At 60.2% G+C, this 17,589-nt stretch carries 16 protein-coding genes; 8 read left to right on the top strand and 8 right to left on the bottom strand.

Features of this window, described 5'->3' with window-relative positions; genetic code table 11:
* Positions 1-51: 51 nt before the first annotated feature.
* The 7 genes from ALO80_RS12110 to ALO80_RS12140 all read right to left on the bottom strand — a co-directional run bounded on the left by ALO80_RS12110 (position 52) and on the right by ALO80_RS12140 (position 8,118).
* Positions 52-1,203 carry a M20 family metallopeptidase gene (locus ALO80_RS12110; protein ID WP_055009181.1) on the bottom strand — a complete coding sequence of 384 codons (1,152 nt, stop codon included), beginning with the start codon at positions 1,201-1,203 and terminating at the stop codon, positions 52-54.
* Entirely contained in the window at positions 1,200-2,627 is a 1,428-nt protein-coding gene (locus ALO80_RS12115; RefSeq protein WP_055009182.1) for a M20 family metallopeptidase, read from the bottom strand. Before ALO80_RS12115 ends, ALO80_RS12110 begins: the two co-directional genes overlap by 4 nt.
* On the bottom strand, positions 2,624-3,646 hold the full coding sequence (locus ALO80_RS12120) for an ABC transporter ATP-binding protein (protein WP_055009183.1): 1,023 nt from the start codon (positions 3,644-3,646) through the stop codon (positions 2,624-2,626). Before ALO80_RS12120 ends, ALO80_RS12115 begins: the two co-directional genes overlap by 4 nt.
* Positions 3,643-4,644: an ABC transporter ATP-binding protein gene (locus ALO80_RS12125; protein WP_055009184.1), complete on the bottom strand. Its 1,002-nt coding sequence runs from the start codon at positions 4,642-4,644 to the stop codon at positions 3,643-3,645. The genes ALO80_RS12120 and ALO80_RS12125 overlap by 4 nt, the downstream gene beginning before the upstream one ends.
* Before the next feature lie 16 nt (positions 4,645-4,660).
* Positions 4,661-5,569, bottom strand: a complete 909-nt coding sequence (locus ALO80_RS12130) for an ABC transporter permease (RefSeq protein ID WP_055009185.1) — start codon at positions 5,567-5,569, stop codon at positions 4,661-4,663.
* Positions 5,570-5,577: 8 nt separating this feature from the next.
* Entirely contained in the window at positions 5,578-6,495 is a 918-nt protein-coding gene (locus ALO80_RS12135; RefSeq protein ID WP_055005885.1) for an ABC transporter permease, read from the bottom strand.
* A gap of 102 nt (positions 6,496-6,597) precedes the next feature.
* Positions 6,598-8,118 (bottom strand): ABC transporter substrate-binding protein, encoded by a 1,521-nt coding sequence (locus tag ALO80_RS12140; RefSeq protein ID WP_055009186.1) that lies wholly within the window; start codon positions 8,116-8,118, stop codon positions 6,598-6,600.
* Positions 8,119-8,313: 195 nt separating this feature from the next.
* On the opposite strand from ALO80_RS12140, the gene ALO80_RS12145 reads away from it, so the two are divergent.
* The 4 genes from ALO80_RS12145 (at position 8,314) to ALO80_RS12160 (ending at position 12,142) form a co-directional block, all read left to right on the top strand.
* Positions 8,314-9,222, top strand: coding sequence for a LysR substrate-binding domain-containing protein (locus ALO80_RS12145; protein WP_054985329.1), 909 nt, complete (start codon positions 8,314-8,316; stop codon positions 9,220-9,222).
* A 171-nt stretch (positions 9,223-9,393) separates the two neighbouring features.
* The gene (gene folE2 / locus ALO80_RS12150) at positions 9,394-10,299 is read left to right on the top strand and encodes a GTP cyclohydrolase FolE2 (RefSeq protein ID WP_055009187.1); all 906 of its coding nucleotides are present in this window, start codon (positions 9,394-9,396) and stop codon (positions 10,297-10,299) included.
* An 11-nt stretch (positions 10,300-10,310) separates the two neighbouring features.
* A complete protein-coding gene (locus ALO80_RS12155) occupies positions 10,311-10,871 on the top strand; it encodes a gamma carbonic anhydrase family protein (protein WP_055009188.1) in 561 nt (186 codons plus the stop codon).
* 104 nt (positions 10,872-10,975) lie between these two features.
* Positions 10,976-12,142, top strand: a complete 1,167-nt coding sequence (locus ALO80_RS12160) for a DUF1624 domain-containing protein (RefSeq protein ID WP_055009189.1) — start codon at positions 10,976-10,978, stop codon at positions 12,140-12,142.
* A 48-nt stretch (positions 12,143-12,190) separates the two neighbouring features.
* On the opposite strand, the gene ALO80_RS12165 is transcribed toward ALO80_RS12160, so the two are convergent.
* Complete coding sequence (locus tag ALO80_RS12165) at positions 12,191-12,796, bottom strand: helix-turn-helix domain-containing protein (RefSeq protein ID WP_055005880.1); 606 nt, start codon at positions 12,794-12,796, stop codon at positions 12,191-12,193.
* 291 nt (positions 12,797-13,087) lie between these two features.
* Between ALO80_RS12165 and glnT the strand changes: the two genes are divergently transcribed.
* The 4 genes from glnT (at position 13,088) to ALO80_RS12185 (ending at position 17,515) form a co-directional block, all read left to right on the top strand.
* Positions 13,088-14,422 carry a type III glutamate--ammonia ligase gene (glnT, locus tag ALO80_RS12170; RefSeq protein ID WP_055009190.1) on the top strand — a complete coding sequence of 445 codons (1,335 nt, stop codon included), beginning with the start codon at positions 13,088-13,090 and terminating at the stop codon, positions 14,420-14,422.
* A 130-nt stretch (positions 14,423-14,552) separates the two neighbouring features.
* Entirely contained in the window at positions 14,553-15,473 is a 921-nt protein-coding gene (locus ALO80_RS12175) for a class II glutamine amidotransferase (RefSeq protein WP_055009191.1), read from the top strand.
* On the top strand, positions 15,470-16,153 hold the full coding sequence (locus ALO80_RS12180) for a GltB/FmdC/FwdC-like GXGXG domain-containing protein (protein WP_055009192.1): 684 nt from the start codon (positions 15,470-15,472) through the stop codon (positions 16,151-16,153). The genes ALO80_RS12175 and ALO80_RS12180 overlap by 4 nt, the downstream gene beginning before the upstream one ends.
* Before the next feature lie 15 nt (positions 16,154-16,168).
* A complete protein-coding gene (locus tag ALO80_RS12185; protein ID WP_055009193.1) occupies positions 16,169-17,515 on the top strand; it encodes an FMN-binding glutamate synthase family protein in 1,347 nt (448 codons plus the stop codon).
* Positions 17,516-17,589 lie beyond the last annotated feature (74 nt).

A 17,589-nucleotide genomic window follows, 5' to 3' on the forward strand; every position in this document is an offset into this window, starting at 1 on the left:
ACATCTGCGTCGCGCCTCTTTTTCCAGGTTGGGCGCACGTGGGCAGTCTCTTCAAACATCCCCTAGTGCCAGTATCGTCGCCACCAGCGCCTGGCCTCTGGGCACCAGGGTATTAAGCTCCAGATACTCACGCTCGGTGTGTACCTTGCCGCCGACCGGGCCGAGGCCGCACAGAGTGGGGATACCCAGGCTAGCGGTGAAACCCGAATCGGCGCAGCCGCCGGTGAACTCGCCGTCCACGCTGAAACCCAGTTCCTGCGCAAGGCCCTGATAGATAGTCAGCAGTTCAGTGCTGTGGCGGGCTTCCATGGGCAGGAAGGTCGTGGCTTCCAGCAGCCTGGCCGATGTGCCGGGCAGCTCCTCTTCGGCGACGATGGCCTGGACTGCGGCGAGAATTTCATCCCATTGGCGGAGTTCGACAAAGCGCACGTCGAGTTTTGCCGTTGCAGTGGGCGCAACGGTGTTGCTGGACGTGCCGCCCGAGATCAAGCCGACGTTGGTGGTAATGCCCGCTGCGTAGTCGGTCAGCGCATGCAGCTTGATCACCTTGTGCGCGAGCGCCTGAATGGCGCTGGCACCGTCGGCGTGATTGACCCCGGAATGCGCCGCGCGGCCGTTCACTTCGATGATCAGCGTGGCACCGCCTTTGCGGGCACTGACCACGTTGCCGCTGGCGCGTCCCGGTTCCGGGTTGAGCACCGCGCGCGCCTGACGTGCGTACTTTTCGATGTGAACACGAGCGCTGGCGGAGCCGATTTCTTCGTCGCCGGTATAGAGGATCTGTACCGGAAACGGCAGCGGAACGACACGTTTCAACGCTTTCAGCGCAAAGCAGTTCAGTACCAGACCGCCTTTCATGTCGGCCACGCCTGGGCCGTAGGCCAGCTCGGCATCTTTGGTATAGCCGCGAGTGGACGTGGTGCCTTTGGGAAATACCGTGTCGCGGTGCCCCAGCAGCAGCACCGGTTTTCCGGGGCCGCCGGGCAGCTCGGCGAGCAGTACGTCGCCGAAACCCTCAACCGGGATGCGTTTGACGCTGATCCCGTCGGCCTGCAATTGCGCGGCGAGCAGTTCGCCGACCGCATCCACCCCGGCCTTGTCGTAACTGTTGGAGTCGGTGTCGACCAGGCTCTGCAACAGCGCTTCCATCGCCTCGTACTGCCCGCTCAGCCAGTCGGTTGCCTGCCGTTGTGCCTCATTCATTCACTCAGCTCCTGTGCCCGATGCTCGCGGGTCAGCCGTGCGCCGTCGGTTCCCAGGTCCCAGAACAGTCCGGCCATGATTTGCAGACTTTCTTTGACCACCGGAGCCAGCAAATGCTCGTCGGGGGCATGCTGCGAGCACGCCGGGTATGAGTGTGGCACCCAGACCGTCGGCAGGCCCAGCACTTCGGCGAACACATCGTTGGGCAGTGAACCGCCCAGATTAGGCAGCAGTGCAGGCTTCTTGCCGGTGGTGGTGGCCAACGACTCCAATGCCCAGCCGACCCACGGGCTGTCCGGTGACAGGCGCGTAGCGTGCATTACGTCCATGCGCGTCTGCCGGACCTCGACCTGAGTGAAACCGTGGGCGTCCAGGTGGGCACGCACCGCTGGGATAAAGGCGTTGTAGTCGCTGTCGACCACAAAGCGAATGTGGCACAGCGCATGCGCCTTGCCGGGAATGGCGTGTACCGGTGCGTCCGGGTTGCCGGTCTTGAAGGCGAGAACGTCGAGGGTGTTCCAGCCGAAGACTTTTTCGCTGAGCGACAGCGCCGGGTCGCCCCAATCGGGGTCGATGTCCGGATCGCCGGGGCCGCCGCCGACCTCGATATCTGCCAGCGCAGTTTTGACCGCTTCGGGAATGGCGGTGGGCATGAGCCCCGCGACTTTTACCCGGCCGTGCTCATCGACCATGCTGGCGATGGCATTGGCCAGAATGATGCCGGGGTTGGCCAGCAGCCCGCCCCAATTGCCGGAATGGTGCGCGCCTTCACGCAGGTTCACCGTCAGTTCGAAATTGAACACGCCGCGCGAGCCAAGAAACAGGGTAGGGCGCGCCGCTGCCAGGCGTGGGCCGTCGGAGGCGATGAAAATGTCTGCGGCGAGCTCTCCAGCGTGGGCCTGGCAGAACGCACCGAGGCCGGGAGAGCCATCTTCTTCGCCCATCTCCAGCAGCAGTTTAACGTTGAAACCCAGTTTGCCGTCGCGCGCTTTGAGGGTTTGTTCCAGGGCGGTCAGATTGATCAGGTGCTGGCCTTTGTTGTCCGCGGTGCCACGCCCGTACCAACGTTCGCCACGTTCGACGACTTGCCACGGGGACAACCCTTGCTGCCATTGCGCGTCATAGCCGCGAACCACATCGCCATGGCCATAACTGAGCAGCGTCGGCAGTTCAGGGGCCTCGATGCGCGTCGCGATCATCAGTGGCCCGCGCCCGGCGACCGGGTTGTGGTGCACGGCAACGCTGAAACCCAGACGCTCGACATGCGGCGTGATGAACTCATGAAGATAACGGTACAGCTCAGGCAGACTTTCGGCCTCCTGGCTTTGGGTCGGATAGGCAACACTTTCGCCAAGCAGGGCGAAAAATGCGCCGTTGTCGAACTGTTCAGTGACGTTTTCGATGGCGTGCGAACGGCTACTCATGAGGGCATCAGCTCCAGGGTTTTCGGGGTATCGCGCAAGTGGCAGCGAACGGTTCCGCCTTCGATGCGGCCTGTCAGCGGGGACTGCTCTTTGCACACGCTCATACAGGCCGGGCAGCGCGGATGAAAGGCGCAGCCGGACGGCGGCGACATCGGGTTGGGGAAGGTGCCGTGCAAACCCAGTTCGGGAATGCCCAGATGCGGGTCGGGGGTCAATACCGAGTCGAGCAATGCCTGGGTGTAGGGATGACCGGGTCTGGCGAACAGCGATTCGCGGCTGCGTTCCTCGACGATCCGTCCCAGGTACATTACGGCTACGCGGTCGGCCAGATGCTCGATGACTGCCAGATTGTGGCTGATCAGCAGGTAGGTCAGGCCGAATTCCTGTTTGAGTTCCTGTAGCAGATTAAGAATTTGCGCCTGCACCGACACGTCCAGGGCCGACGTCGGTTCATCGCAGATCAACACATCCGGGCGCATCACCAGTGCTCGGGCGATCGCCACGCGCTGGCGCTGACCACCGGAGAGCTGACTGGGGTAGCTGTCGATCACACGCTTGGGCAAACCAACCACGTCCATCATCGCTTCGGCACGCTGGCGGCGTTCGGCGTGGGTGCCGATGTCATGCACGATCAGCGGCAGCGTAACGATTTCACGCAGGGTTTTGCGCGGGTTGAGGGACGAATAGGGGTCCTGAAAGATCGGCTGGATACGCCGCGCCATCTCCTTGCGGTCAGTCCCGGCCAAGTGCTTGCCGTTGACCAGTACATCACCGCTGCTGGGCGCAATCAGGCCGAGGAGCATCTTGGCCAGGGTGCTTTTGCCGCAGCCCGACTCGCCGACCAGCCCGAGAGTTTCGCCACGCATCAGGCGCAGCGACACACCATCGACGGCTTTCAACGTGGCATTGGGTTTAAAAAATCCACGGCTGATACTGAATTCGCGACGGATGTCGCACAGCTCCAGAGCAATGTCTTTCTTGACGCTGGTGGTGGGGACCTGTTGCACGGCTGTGTTCATGACGGTACACCCTCACGGTGAAACACGGGTTCGGTGCCCGCTGTGGCAAACAGGCAGCGAGTCATGTGGTCGTGGCTATTGACCGGCGGGACGTCTTCCGCGCAGGCCGGAATCGCCTGTGGGCAGCGATTGCGAAATGCACAGCCGTGTTGCTCGCCGACCAGACTGGGCACCAGGCCCGGAATCGAGCCCAGCGGCTGGCCTGGCTGGGTGCGTCCGGGGATCGGTATGCTTGCCAGCAAGCCGCGGGTGTAAGGATGTTGCGGATTCTCGAACAGCTCGACGGCCGGGGCGGTTTCAACGATCTGTCCGGCGTACATCACCGCAACCCGGTCGGCGATGCGCGCTACCAGTCCCAGGTCATGGGTAATGAAGATCACTGCCAGCCCAAGCTCTTTCTGAACGTCGCGGATCAGGCGCAGGATCTGTGCCTGAATAGTGACGTCCAGCGCGGTGGTCGGCTCGTCGGCGATGATCACGTCGGGTTCGCACATCAGTGCCATGGCGATGATCACTCGCTGGCGCAGGCCGCCTGACAATTGATGCGGATACTGACGAAGGCGCTCGCCCGCGTTGCTGATCCCGACTTTTTCGAGCATCTGCGCGGCACGTTGCAGGGCTTCCTTGCGGGACACCTTGCGATGCCGGGTCAGCACTTCGCAAAGCTGATCGCCGATGCTGTAAGCCGGGTTCAGCGAGGTCATGGGTTCCTGGAAAATCATTGCCAGGCGGTTGCCGCGCAGGTCGCACATCTGCCGCTCGCTCTGCGTCAGCATATCGATGCCGTCCAGGCGCAGTGTCGTTGCAGTACGCCGGGCCTTGCGCGGCAGCAGGTCCATCAGCGCCAGCGATGTCAGGGATTTGCCGCAGCCCGATTCGCCGACAATGCACAGCATTTCGCCGCGCTCGACTTGAAAGTCCAGGCCGCGCACTGCGTGAAGCGTATCTTGGCCGAGAGGGATCTCGACACGCAGGTTTTCAACATGCAACAGCGCCATGTGCGGAGCTCCTCTGTCAGTTGCGCCCGTCGGGCAGGATCAGGTCGCGCAGGCCGTCGCCGACCAGATTGATACCCAGCACCAGCACCATCAGGGCGACGCCGGGAATGGCGATGACCCACGGGGAAAAAAACATGTACGGTTTGCCTTCGGCGATCATCAGTCCCCAGGATGGAATAGGCGGTTGTACGCCGACCCCGAGAAAAGACAGCGCTGATTCCAGGAGGATCGCGTGGGCCATCTCCAGGGTGGCGACCACGATCAGGGCACCGACCAGGTTGGGCAGGATTTCACTGGCCAGAATGCGCAGCGTCGAACAGCCCAATGCCTGGGCCGAGGCGACGTATTCGGCATCACGAATCTGCTGCACGGCGGCACGCACGACCACCGCGAAGCGATCCCACAGCAGGCAGCCAAGCAGAACGATCACCACCTTCAGGGAACCGCCGATCAGCGATGCGGAGGCCAGCGCGATCATCACCACCGGCATCGCCAGGCGTGTGGTGATCAGGTAGCTGATCACAGCGTCGGTCTTGCCGCCGAAGTAGCCGGCCAACAGGCCCATGATGGTGCCGATGACGCCAGAGATCAGCGCCGCCGAGAAGCCGATGAACAGCGAGATGCGTGCGCCGTACAGCAGGCGCGACAGGTAATCCCGGCCCAGTTTGTCAGTACCCAGCACATAGTCCCAGGTGCCGTTGGCCATCCATACCGGTGGTTTCATGCGCAGCATCACATCCTGCGCATAAGGATCGTAGGGTGCCAGCCAGGGCGCGAACAGCGCGCCGAGCAGGATGATCAGCAGCAGTACCGCGCCGATGGCGAAGCCACGATGCGCGAAGCTGCTGCGCAACGTGCGCCAGACGCTGCGCGCCGGAGGCTGATAATCGTTGATCGATAGCGGCGATGAGGTGGTTGTGCTCATGGGGCCTCCTATTTCACGCGGATGCGCGGGTCGAGCAGTGCGTTAAGCACGTCGGCCAGCAGAGTGAGGACGATGTAGATCACCGCGATCAACAGCACGACTGCCTGCACCACCGGGAAGTCGTCGCGGGCAATCGCATCCCAGGCCAGTTGGCCGATGCCCTGCAGCGAGAAGACCGTTTCGATGACCACCGAGCCGCCGAGCATGAAACCGAACTCGACGGCGGCCAGTGCGACCACCGGGATCAATGCGTTACGCAACGCATGCTTGAACAGCACGGTGGCAGGGCGCAGGCCCTTGGCACGTGCGGTGCGTATGTAATCGGAGTTGAGCACGTCGAGCATGCCGGCCCGGGTCAGGCGCATGATTGCGGGCGTGGCGTAGTAGCCCAGCGCAATGGCTGGCATGACAAAATGTGCCCAGGTCGAGTTTCCCGACACCGGCAGCCATTTCAGCGTGACCGAGAACACCACGATCAGCATCAGCGCGAACCAGAAACTCGGCATTGCCTGGCCCAGCACGGCAATGCTCAGTGCCAGGCGGTCAACCCAGGTGTCGCGCTTCACGGCAGCCAGCACGCCCAGTGGAATGGCGATCAGCAACGCAATGCTCAAGGCCATCGCGCCCAGCCCCAGGGTGATCGACAGGCGCGAGGCGATCAGGTTGTAGACCGATTCCTGAAAGAAGAACGAGTCGCCCAGGTCCAGGCGCACCACGTCGGCCAGCCATTCGAAATACTGCGTTACCAATGGCTTGTTGAGGCCGTATTGCACGCGAATCTGTTCGATCTGCTCGCTGCTGGCTTCCGGGCCGCCGATGGCGGTGGCCAGGTCGCCGGACAGGTGCAGCAGGGAAAAGCTGATCACCGAGACAGTGATCGCTACGCACAGGGCGATACCCAGGCGGCGCAAGAGAAATCCGAACATGGCAAGTGACCTTGTGTTCAGGGGGTGACGGGTTGGCTGCCGATACTGCAAGGTGCTTCACGCACCTCACAGCCGGTCTCGCCGATTGGCTTCACGAACCGCCTATTTCCAGCTCGACAGTACGAATCGTGGCAGTTCGTCCGGGTAGGGCTTGAAGTTCAGGTCTGAGACATAGGCGTAGTTCATCGAGTAGTTGAACAGCGGGGCCCAATAGGCCTGTTCGCTGATGCGCTGCAACGCCTTGCGGTAGTTGTCCTTGCGCACCTGCGGGTCCAGGGCGTTATCGGCGGTCTGCAGCCAGCCCTGGACTTGCGGGTCCTTGATGTTGTCGTCGGGGTTGCCTTTGAACCAGGTGCCGGCCGAGGCCGAGGTATCAAGGATCGAGAACGAGCCCCAGGCCTGGAATGACATCGGCACCTTGCCTCCGCGCTGCTGATCACGCAGCGCCGCGTACTTGAGGTAGCGCAGCTTGGCGTTGATGCCGACTGCGCGCAGGTTGCCGATGATGGCTTCGACGTAGTCGCGGTCCCGGTAGGCAAATATTTCAGTCTCAAAGCCGTTCGGGTAACCGGCTTCGGCGAGCAGCGCCTTGGCCTTGGCCGGGTCGTAGTTGTAGACAGTGGCCGCCGTGGTGTCGCAACCGAACTGACCGGGGTAGCAGGCGACCTGCAACGGCTTGCTTTCGCCGCCGACCAGTTGCGATGCCAGACCGTCACGATTGATGGCGTAGTTGATTGCCTGGCGTACTTTCAGATGTTTCATCGGCGAATCGGCGCTGGACGTGCCGCGAGCGTCGAGAATCAGAAAGCCGATGCGCATGGTCGCACCGCTGGTGACCACCAGATTGGGCATGGCCTTGAGGTTTTCCGCCTGATCCGGCGCCACCCGCCAGGTCCAGTCGACGCCACCGGTCATCAGCTCGGCCAGACGCGTTTCGGCATCGGCGATTACCCGAAAGTTGATGTGACCGATCTTCGGCTGACCCTGTGGGCTGTCCTTGAAGTAGTCCGGGTTCTTGTCCATTTTCACGCCTTCGCCGGTGGCGATGGCCGTCACCTTGTAAGGCCCGGTGCCGATCGGTTTACGGCTGAAGCCTGCCAGCCCGACTTCTTCGAAATATTTTTTCGGGAACATCGGTACGGCGTTGGAGAGGTATTCCAGCGCAGGCGGGAAGGGCTTTTTCAGGTGCAGACGAACACTGTAATCGCCCAATTTTTCGGCGCTCTTGATCCAGTCGACGTTTTGTACCGTGACCACCTTGGACTCGGGCGACACCACATAATTAAGGGTGAACACCACGTCATCGGCAGTGAATGGGTCACCGTTGTGAAACTTCACGCCCTGGCGCAGTTGGAAATCGATGGTCGTATCGTCGACCTGTTTCCAACTGGTGGCGAGCATGGGTTGGTACTCGCCGCTGTCGGGGTTGCGATAGACCAGGTTATCCCAGATCAACCGACCGAGGATTACGCCTTCGCGCAGGTCGTTGTGATAGGGACTGATGTTTTCCGGTTCGCTGTCGGAGGCGTAGACCAGTGTGTCGTCAGCCTTGCCGGCCAGGACCGAGAAACTGCTGAACAGGCTCAATAGCGCGATGCTGCGAGCGAAACCCTTGATTCCCATGCCGTCGTCTCCAATAGGCAAAGTGGATGTATCAAAGGGCAGTGGGTCGCAAATGCGAAAAGAGGGGGGAGCAACAAGGCCGGCATGTTCTTTTGACTGTGTTGGGCCTCGACATGACTCTAGGCAAAGCGTATCAATGCCACAAGCACAATATTTCGAACCTTTCATTGCTGAAAAGGCAACGCAGGAGACGCGATGCAACTCTACGGCGTACAGTCCACCGCCCTACGCTACTTCCTCGAAGTGGCACGTTGCGGGTCTATCAGTGAGGCGTCGATCCGACTCAATGTGGCGTCATCGGCGGTCAGTCGGCAAATCAGCAAGCTGGAGCGGGAGCTGGATGCGCTGCTGTTCGAGCGACAGGCTCGCGGCATGATGCTCAGCGAGGCGGGCATTCGTCTGGCAGCCTACGCGCGAAAGTCACAGCTGGAGGCCGAGCAGGTCGTGCTGGAAATCACTGAGTTGCAAGGTTTGCAGCGCGGCCACGTTCGGGTTGCCTGCTCGGAGGGTTTTGCCCTGGACTTCCTGCCGCAGTGCATTGCACGGTTCCGGCGGCTGTATCAGGGCATCCATTTCTCGATGGAAGTCTGCGCGCCGGCCCAGGCCACCGAGCGGGTGCGGTCCGGTGATGCGGACCTGTGCCTGACCTTCAGCCTGACGCCGCAGAACGAGATCAAGGTCGAGCACATTCACAGCGGTGCAATCTGCGCGGTGGTCAGTCATAACCATCCATTGGCCTCACGCACGGAGGTCTCCCTGGCTGAGCTGCAACCTTATGCCATCGCTCTGACCAATACCGACACGACCTTGCGCCAGCTGTTTGATATCTGCTGCGGAGTACAGGGCCTGTTGTTCGATCCTGTGCTGACCAGCAATTACATCGGTGCGCTGCTGCGTTTTGTCCGTGAGGAGGGCGGGATCAGCCTGTCCAGCGAGATGACGCTGGACAAGCGCGCACATGAAAAACAGCTCAAGTCGCTGCCTATCAGCGACGACGGCATGAAGGCGCGTCGTATAGAACTGCAAAGCATGGCCGGACGCAACCTGCCCGCTGCGGTCGCGGCTTTTCGGGATTTTCTGATCGAGGAACTGGCAAAGACCTGAAACGCAGGAGTGTTGATGCGGCGCTGTAACGGTTGACTAACGTCTGGTTGATGAAGCTGACAGGCATGATGTTATAGTGTAACGAATTTATGGCTGCACGCTGTAGCCGTGAACCGCCAATATCAGCCTTCGCCCATACGGCGAAGCTCGCCAACGAGATGACCGACGCACATGAACAACCCCCTCCCAGACGTTGCCCTGACGGAAGTTTCCTCGGCCCTGGTTTCACTAGACTGGGTCGGCATGCAAGGCGTCGAAGTACCGGTCCGGCTGGCCGAAGCGGGCGTTCGCTACCCTGTCCATGCCTATGTCGATCTGCAAGTCGATCTGGCCGACCCGAGCGTCAAAGGTATCCATATGTCGCGGCTCTACCGGCTGCTCGACAGGTACGCCGAGCACCAGATACTAAGCCCCGATACGTTGTCTGCCTTGATGGAGGCGATGGTCGAGAGTCACGTTGATTGTCATTCCAGCCGCGCCCGACTCACGTTGAGCTTCAATCTGCTGTGCCGTCGCCCGGCGTTGGTTACCGAGGGGCTCAGCGGCTGGAAATCCTACCCTGTGAAACTTGACGCCATTTGGCACGCCGGTCGTCTGTGCCTCGACGTTTCAGCCGAGATTACCTACTCGTCTACCTGCCCGTGCTCGGCTGCATTGTCTCGACAGCTGCTGGAGGGAGCATTCACTGAACGCTTTGGCAGGCAGTCCTTTGTCGATCCGATGCAGGTTGCGACCTGGCTGCGCGAGAACGCCTCGTTCGCTACGCCGCACAGCCAGCGCAGCGTTGCGACGGTTCAGGTGCGTGTGGCGGAGCAGGCGTCCGAGCTGGGCTTGATGAGGCTCATCGATACCGTCGAGCAGGCATTGGGCACACCGGTACAAACCGCCGTCAAACGTGCCGACGAGCAAGCATTCGCCCGGCTCAACGGGCAAAACCTGATGTACGTCGAAGACGCAGCACGCAAGGTCCAGCAAGCGCTGGAAGGCCGTTATGCAGCCTCCAGCGTCAGCGTGCGTCACTTCGAAAGCCTGCATCCGCATGATGCAGCCGCGCAGACTTCCAACTACCTGTCCTGAGGCTTCATACCGTGATCCGTAAAAATCCTTCCGGCCATTTGCCAGTCATCGCCGAGTCTGCCTACATCGATAAAACCGCGATCATCTGCGGCAAGGTGATCATCAAGGACAATGTCTTTGTCGGCCCATACGCCGTGATCCGCGCCGACGAAGTCGACGCCACCGGAGACATGGAACCGATCGTCATCGGCGCCAATTCGAACATTCAGGACGGTGTGGTGATTCACTCCAAATCGGGCGCAGCGGTTACCATTGGCGAGTTCACTTCGATCGCTCACCGCTCCATCGTGCATGGACCTTGCATGGTCGGAGACCGCGTGTTCATCGGCTTCAATAGTGTGCTGTTCAATTGCCAGGTCGGTAATGGCAGCGTGGTCAGGCACAATTCGGTGGTCGACGGTCGTGATCTGCCAGAGAGCTTTTACGTGCCGTCCACGACCCGGATCGGGCCTGGCACCGATCTTTCGCAATTCCCGCCGGTGAGCATTTCGGCTTCGGAGTTTTCCGAAGATGTGGCACACACCAATATTGACCTGGTGCGCGGCTACAAGGCACTTCAGAACGAATTTTGAAGCAGCGCTACGCGCCAGCTGCAAGCTAAAAGCTTGAGGCTTGAAGCTTGAAGCTTGAAGCTCCAAACAATTAGCACCCCCCCAACAATGGACCTGAATTTTTCATGACAACAGCTGTTCACTCAACCCGCGCGCCAGCATCACGGCTGCGCTCGATCGATGCTCTGCGCGGGCTGATCATTCTTTTCATGCTGCTGGACCATGTGCGGGAAACCTTCTTCCTGCACCGTCAGGTCCTCGATCCGATGGACGTTGCAAGCACTGAGCCCGAGCTGTTCTTCAGCCGGACGCTGGCGCATTTGTGCGCGCCCCTGTTCGTTCTGCTGACCGGGCTTTCAGCGTACTTGTACGGCGAAAAATACCAGGGCAAAACCGACGTTTCAGCGTTTCTGCTCAAGCGCGGGCTGTTCCTGATTGCTCTGGAGTTCACTCTGGTGAGCTTCGCCTGGACCTTCCAGTTCCCGCCGACCATCATCTACCTGCAAGTGATCTGGGCTATCGGCCTGAGCATGGTTGCGCTGTCGCTGATGGTGTTTCTGCCGCGCTGGGCGCTGGTGGTCATTGGCGTGGTGATCATTGCCGGGCATAACCTGTTGGATTCACTGCACTTCGGCGTCGAGTCGGCCATGCATATCCCGTGGGCGATCCTGCATGATCGGGGCTGGATCGAGGTGTCCGATAACCTGCGTTTCCGTACCTCTTACCCGTTATTGCCGTGGATCGGCATTATAGCGCTGGGCTATGCAGCAGGCCCTTGGTTTGCCGGAAGTTACGACGCTGCGAAACGACGTGCGAACCTGTGGATGTGGGGTGGGGGAGCGCTGTCGGGCTTTGTGGTCCTGCGCATGATCAACGGCTACGGTGAAAAACCGTGGAGCGTTGGCGAGACCGGTGTGCAAACGGTCATGAGCTTCTTCAACATCACCAAATACCCGCCATCGCTGCTTTTTATCAGCCTGACGCTGGGGACAGGTCTGCTGATCCTCATCGCTTTCGAACGCAGTCAGGAGAAAAGCTGGTTGCGGCCGTTGGTTGTGCTGGGTTCGGCACCGATGTTTTTCTACCTGCTGCACCTGTACGTCCTGAAAATTCTATACCTGATTGCCGTGGCAATCTGGGGGACCAACCAGGGCAAGTATTTCGGCTTCGACAACATGTGGGGCGTCTGGCTGACCTCGATCGTGCTGGCAGTGCTGCTGTTCCCTGCAGTGCGCTGGTTCGCTGCGCTCAAGGCTCGCCGTCGGGATATCAGTTGGTTGAAATACCTGTAACCAGCGCAAGTGCGGCGCGCTAAAAGGTGCGCCGCTGTCGGTCTGAGCTCAATCCCCTTGCGCCCCGTAATTCATGATCGACAGCAGCTTGATCGGCACCTGCACCAGTTGCTCGGGACCATGGGGTATGTCGCCGTCGAATGTCAGGCTGTCCCCGGCCTGCATCGGGTACAACTGGTTGCCGTGGCGGTAGATCAGTTCGCCTTCCAGCAGGTGCAGAAACTCGGTGCCGGGGTGTGAGAACGTCGGGAACTCCTCGCTGGCATCGTCCATCGTCACCATGTAGGCCTCGAAACTCTTCTTCGGCCCGCGGGTATGGTTGAGCAAGTGATAGGTGTGGCCTTTCTCGGTACCGCGTCTTACCACCTCAAGTCCTTCGTCGGCTTTGACCAGCAGTGCACCGCTGCCTTGCTGATCGTACTGGCTGAACAGTCTGGACATGGGCATGCCCAGCACGTCGCAAAGACGGCTGAGGTTGTCGAGGCTGGTCGACACCTGTGCATTCTCGATCTTGCTCAGCATGCCTTGACTGATACCGGCAATACGCGCCACGTCGGCGAGCTTCAGTTCCTGAGCCTGACGCTGGCGTTTGATCTGAATGCCCAGGTATTGCTCAAGCTTCAATTTGGGATGCGGTTCTGTCGGCATATTCATCGGCTTTGCACAGTTTCCGTTCAATAATTTTTATTTCGCACTGGGAATGTGCATTTCAACGCTGCCGTCTAAGCAGCCCGGTGCTGATTATTCCCTGTGAGAAAACAAGTTTCCCATATAAACAGCTGAATTACCCCAACCGTGTGTGTTCGTTTTTCTGGCATACCAGATTGGCAAGCGCTTTGCATTCTTAATGGGAAAGTAAATTTCCTGTTCGGAATATATTTCGGCAGGCAATTCACTTAAAGGCTCTTCCCTGAAACGTTTTGCTCATGCCAGGAGACACGCCCCATGTTGCCACCCGAAACCCAGCGCCTGATCGAACAGCACGGTATCAAGTACGTGCTGGCTCAGTTCGTGGACATTCATGGTTCGGCCAAGACCAAATCGGTTCCTGTGACAGGCCTGGAAATGGTTGCAGAGGACGGCGCCGGGTTTGCCGGTTTCGCGATTTGCGGCATGGGCATGGAGCCTCATGGGCCAGACTTCATGGCCAGGGGCGAGCTCTCGTCGCTGACACCGGTGCCGTGGCAGCCGGGGTATGGGCGTGTGGTGTGCATCGGTCATGTGGATGGCAAACCGTGGCCCTATGACAGCCGCTATGTATTGCAGCAGCAGGTCGAGCGCCTCAGCCAGCGTGGCTGGACCCTCAATACCGGGCTGGAGCCCGAGTTCAGCCTGTTCAAACGCGACGGCGCGGGTAGCCTGCAGATGGTCGATGCCAGCGATAACCTCGACAAGCCTTGCTATGACTACAAAGGACTGTCGCGTTCGCGTGAGTTTCTCGAACGCTTGACCGAGGCACTGCAGCCGGTGGGCTTCGACATTTATCAGATCGACCATGAAGACGCCAACGGCCAGTTCGAGATCAATTACACCTACAGCGAGGCCATGGAATCGGCTGACCGCTTTACCTTTTTCCGTATGGCGGCCGGGGAGATCGCCAATGACATGGGCATGATCTGCTCGTTCATGCCCAAACCCGATCCAAAGCGCGCCGGCAACGGCATGCACTTTCACCTGTCGATTGCCAGCGCCCGCAATAAAAACCTGTTTCACGACGCCAGTGATCCGAGCGGCATGGGCCTGTCGAAGATGGCTTATCACTTCGCGGCAGGCCTGCTGGCTCATGGCCCTGCGCTGTGTGCCTTCGCAGCCCCGACGGTCAACTCCTACAAGCGCCTGGTGGTCGGTAATTCGCTGTCCGGAGCAACCTGGGCTCCGGCGTTCATCGCCTTTGGTGCCAACAACCGTTCGGCGATGGTGCGCGTGCCTTATGGTCGCCTGGAATTTCGTCTGCCGGATGCCGGTTGCAATCCGTACCTGGTCAGCGCCGCGATCATTGCCGCAGGGCTGGATGGCATCGACCGGCAATTGGAAATCGATCACGTCTGCAACGAGAACCTCTACACATTGAGCCTGGAAGAAATTGCCGCACGGGGCATTGAGACCCTGCCGCAGTCGCTCAAGGAAGCCTGCGACGCGCTGGAAGCCGACCCGTTGTTCGCCGAGGTGCTGGGCAACGAGATCGTTGGCGAATTCATCCGCCTCAAGCGCATGGAATGGGTGGAATACAGCCGTCATGTCAGCGATTGGGAAGTGAAGCGCTATATCGAGTTTTTCTAGCTGCATGTTTCAGGCTTCAAGCTGCAACAAGAAGCTGGATTGCGGCGTATTTGATTTCTCTGTCTATGCGGTGGGCTTTTAGCTTGAAACTTTATCTAAAAGCTTGCCGCTCCCGAACAAGGTGAGGCTTATGTGCGGAATCGTTGGTTTATATCTGAAAAACCCGGCGCTGGAGTCGCAACTCGGCAAATTGTTCGAGCCGATGCTCGAAGCCATGACGGACCGTGGGCCGGATAGCGCCGGGTTTGCCATTTATGGTGATGAGGTGGTGCAGGGCTGGGTCAAGCTGACCTTGCAGGCCGCTACTGAGCAGTATGATTTTCAAGTGCTGATGACTGCGTTGCAGGGGCGGTTGAAAGCGCCGCTTGACTGGTTTCAGAACGCCAGTGCTGTGGTCTTGAAAGTTCAGGCAGACGAAGGCCCGGTGCGTGCCGTGCTGGCGGAGCTGGCACCCACCGTCCGTATCATGAGCGCCGGACAGAGTATCGAGATTCTCAAGGGCATGGGCCTGCCCAGAGAGATATCCGCGCGTTTCGGCCTGGCGTCCATGAAGGGCAGCCACATTATCGGGCATACCCGTATGGCCACCGAAAGCGCGGTGACCATGGAAGGCAGCCATCCGTTTTCCACGGGCTCCGACCTGTGTCTGGTGCACAACGGCTCGCTGTCCAATCATTTTCGTCTGCGCCAGAACCTGCGCCGCGAAGGTATTCATTTCGAGACCGACAACGACACCGAAGTAGCCGCCGGTTATCTGGCCTGGCGTCTGCAGCAGGGCGACACCCTTGAACAGGCGCTCGACAAGTCGCTTGAAGACCTTGATGGCTTTTTCACCTTCGCCATCGGTACCCGCAATGGCTTCGCGGTGATTCGCGATCCGATTGCCTGCAAACCGGCAATCCTTGCCGAAACCGACGATTACGTCGCCATGGCCTCGGAATATCAGGCGCTGTCCAGTCTGCCGGGGATCGAAAACGCCAAAGTCTGGGAACCGGCTCCGGCCACCCTGTACATCTGGGAACGCGAGTCAGTCGAGGGAGCACGCCCATGAAAACCGTCGATCTTTCCTGCGCCACCGTGCGCGATCTCAACCAGGCCCTGCACGATCAGGTCAGGCAACTGCAGGACCGTGAGTGGTTGGTCACCCATCCTGACGGCGCGCATAACCTGGCGGTCGGCGTCAACGAAGCCATCTCCATCGATATTCAGGGGCATGCCGGTTATTACTGTGCGGGCATGAATCAGAAAGCTTCGATCACCGTGCACGGCAATGTCGGCGTTGGCTGCGCAGAAAACATGATGTCCGGCGCAGTGCGCGTCAAAGGCAGCGCCTCCCAGGCTGCCGGCGCGACGGCGCACGGCGGTCTGCTGGTGATTGAAGGCGACGCCGGAGCGCGTTGTGGCATCTCCATGAAAGGTATCGACATCGTGGTCGGCGGCAGCATCGGCCACATGAGCTGCTTCATGGGCCAGGCCGGTCGTCTGGTGGTCTGCGGTGACGCAGGCGATGCACTGGGCGACTCGCTGTATGAAACGCGGATCTACGTCAAAGGCAAGGTCGAGTCGCTGGGCTCTGACTGCATCGCCAAGGAGATGCGCGAAGAACATCTGCAGGAGCTGCAGGAGTTGCTCAATCGTGCAGGCTTCAACGAGAAGGCTGCGGATTTCAAACGTTACGGGTCGGCCCGTCAGCTTTACAACTTCAAAGTCGATAACGCCTCCGCGTACTGATCCAGGAGCAATACCATGAGCGACCCTATCAGCCATAAACCTGCTCCGGTTCTGCGCGAGTCGGCCACTTTCGATCGCCTGACCATTCAGGAAATCCAGCGAGCTGCGGAAACCGGGATCTACGATATCCGTGGCGGCGGTACCAAACGCAAGCTGCCGCACTTCGATGATCTGCTGCTGCTCGGTGCCAGCGTGTCGCGCTACCCGCTGGAAGGGTATCGCGAGAAGTGCGGCACTGACGTGGTGCTCGGCAATCGCTTTGCCAAAAAGCCTCTTTACCTGAAAATCCCGGTGACCATTGCCGGCATGAGCTTCGGCGCGTTGTCGGCCAATGCCAAGGAAGCACTGGGCCGTGGCGCGACCATCGCGGGCACCAGTACGACCACCGGCGACGGCGGAATGACCCCGGAAGAGCGCGGTCAGTCACAGCATCTGGTCTATCAGTACCTGCCATCGCGCTATGGCATGAACCCGGACGATCTGCGCAAGGCCGATGCCATCGAAATCGTCCTGGGACAGGGGGCCAAACCGGGTGGTGGCGGCATGTTGCTGGGCATGAAAGTGACCGAGCGTGTGGCCGGCATGCGCACCTTGCCGGTCGGCGTCGATCAGCGTTCGGCATGCCGTCACCCGGACTGGACGGGGCCGGACGACCTGGCGATCAAGATTGCCGAGATTCGCGAGATCACCGACTGGGAAAAGCCGATCTACGTGAAGATCGGTGCCAGCCGTCCGTATTACGACGTCAAGCTGGCAGTGAAGGCCGGTGCTGACGTGATCGTGCTCGACGGCATGCAGGGCGGTACTGCCGCCACTCAGGAAGTGTTCATCGAACACGTCGGTATCCCGATTCTACCCGCCATCCCACAGGCGGTGCAGGCTTTGCAGGAGATGGGCATGCATCGCAAGGTGCAATTGATTGTCTCCGGCGGGATCCGCAACGGTGCCGACGTCGCCAAGGCCATGGCATTGGGCGCTGATGCGGTGGCGATCGGTACGGCTGCACTGATAGCGCTGGGCGACAACCATCCACGTCTCGACGAAGAGTTGAGAAAGATCGGCTCGGCAGCGGGTTACTACGACGACTGGCAGAACGGCCGCGACCCGGCGGGCATCACCACCCAGGACCCTGAACTGTCCAAACGTCTCGACCCCGTCGAGGGCGGACGGCGTCTGGCCAACTACCTGCGCGTGCTGGTCCTCGAAGCCCAGACCATGGCCCGAGCCTGCGGCAAGTCGCACTTGCACAATCTCGACCCGGAAGATCTGGTGGCACTGACCGTCGAGTCAGCAGCCATGGCCCGTGTGCCCTTGGCCGGCACGTCGTGGATTCCGGGTTCTGGTTCAGGGGCGGGTTGCTGACGCCATACCGTGCTTTTCGAACGCAACGGCACTGACGACGCAAATTGCGACGCTAGTGACGGCTGAGTCCTGGC

The sequence above is a fragment of the Pseudomonas caricapapayae genome (assembly GCF_001400735.1).
In the GTDB taxonomy this organism is placed as follows: domain Bacteria; phylum Pseudomonadota; class Gammaproteobacteria; order Pseudomonadales; family Pseudomonadaceae; genus Aquipseudomonas; species Aquipseudomonas caricapapayae.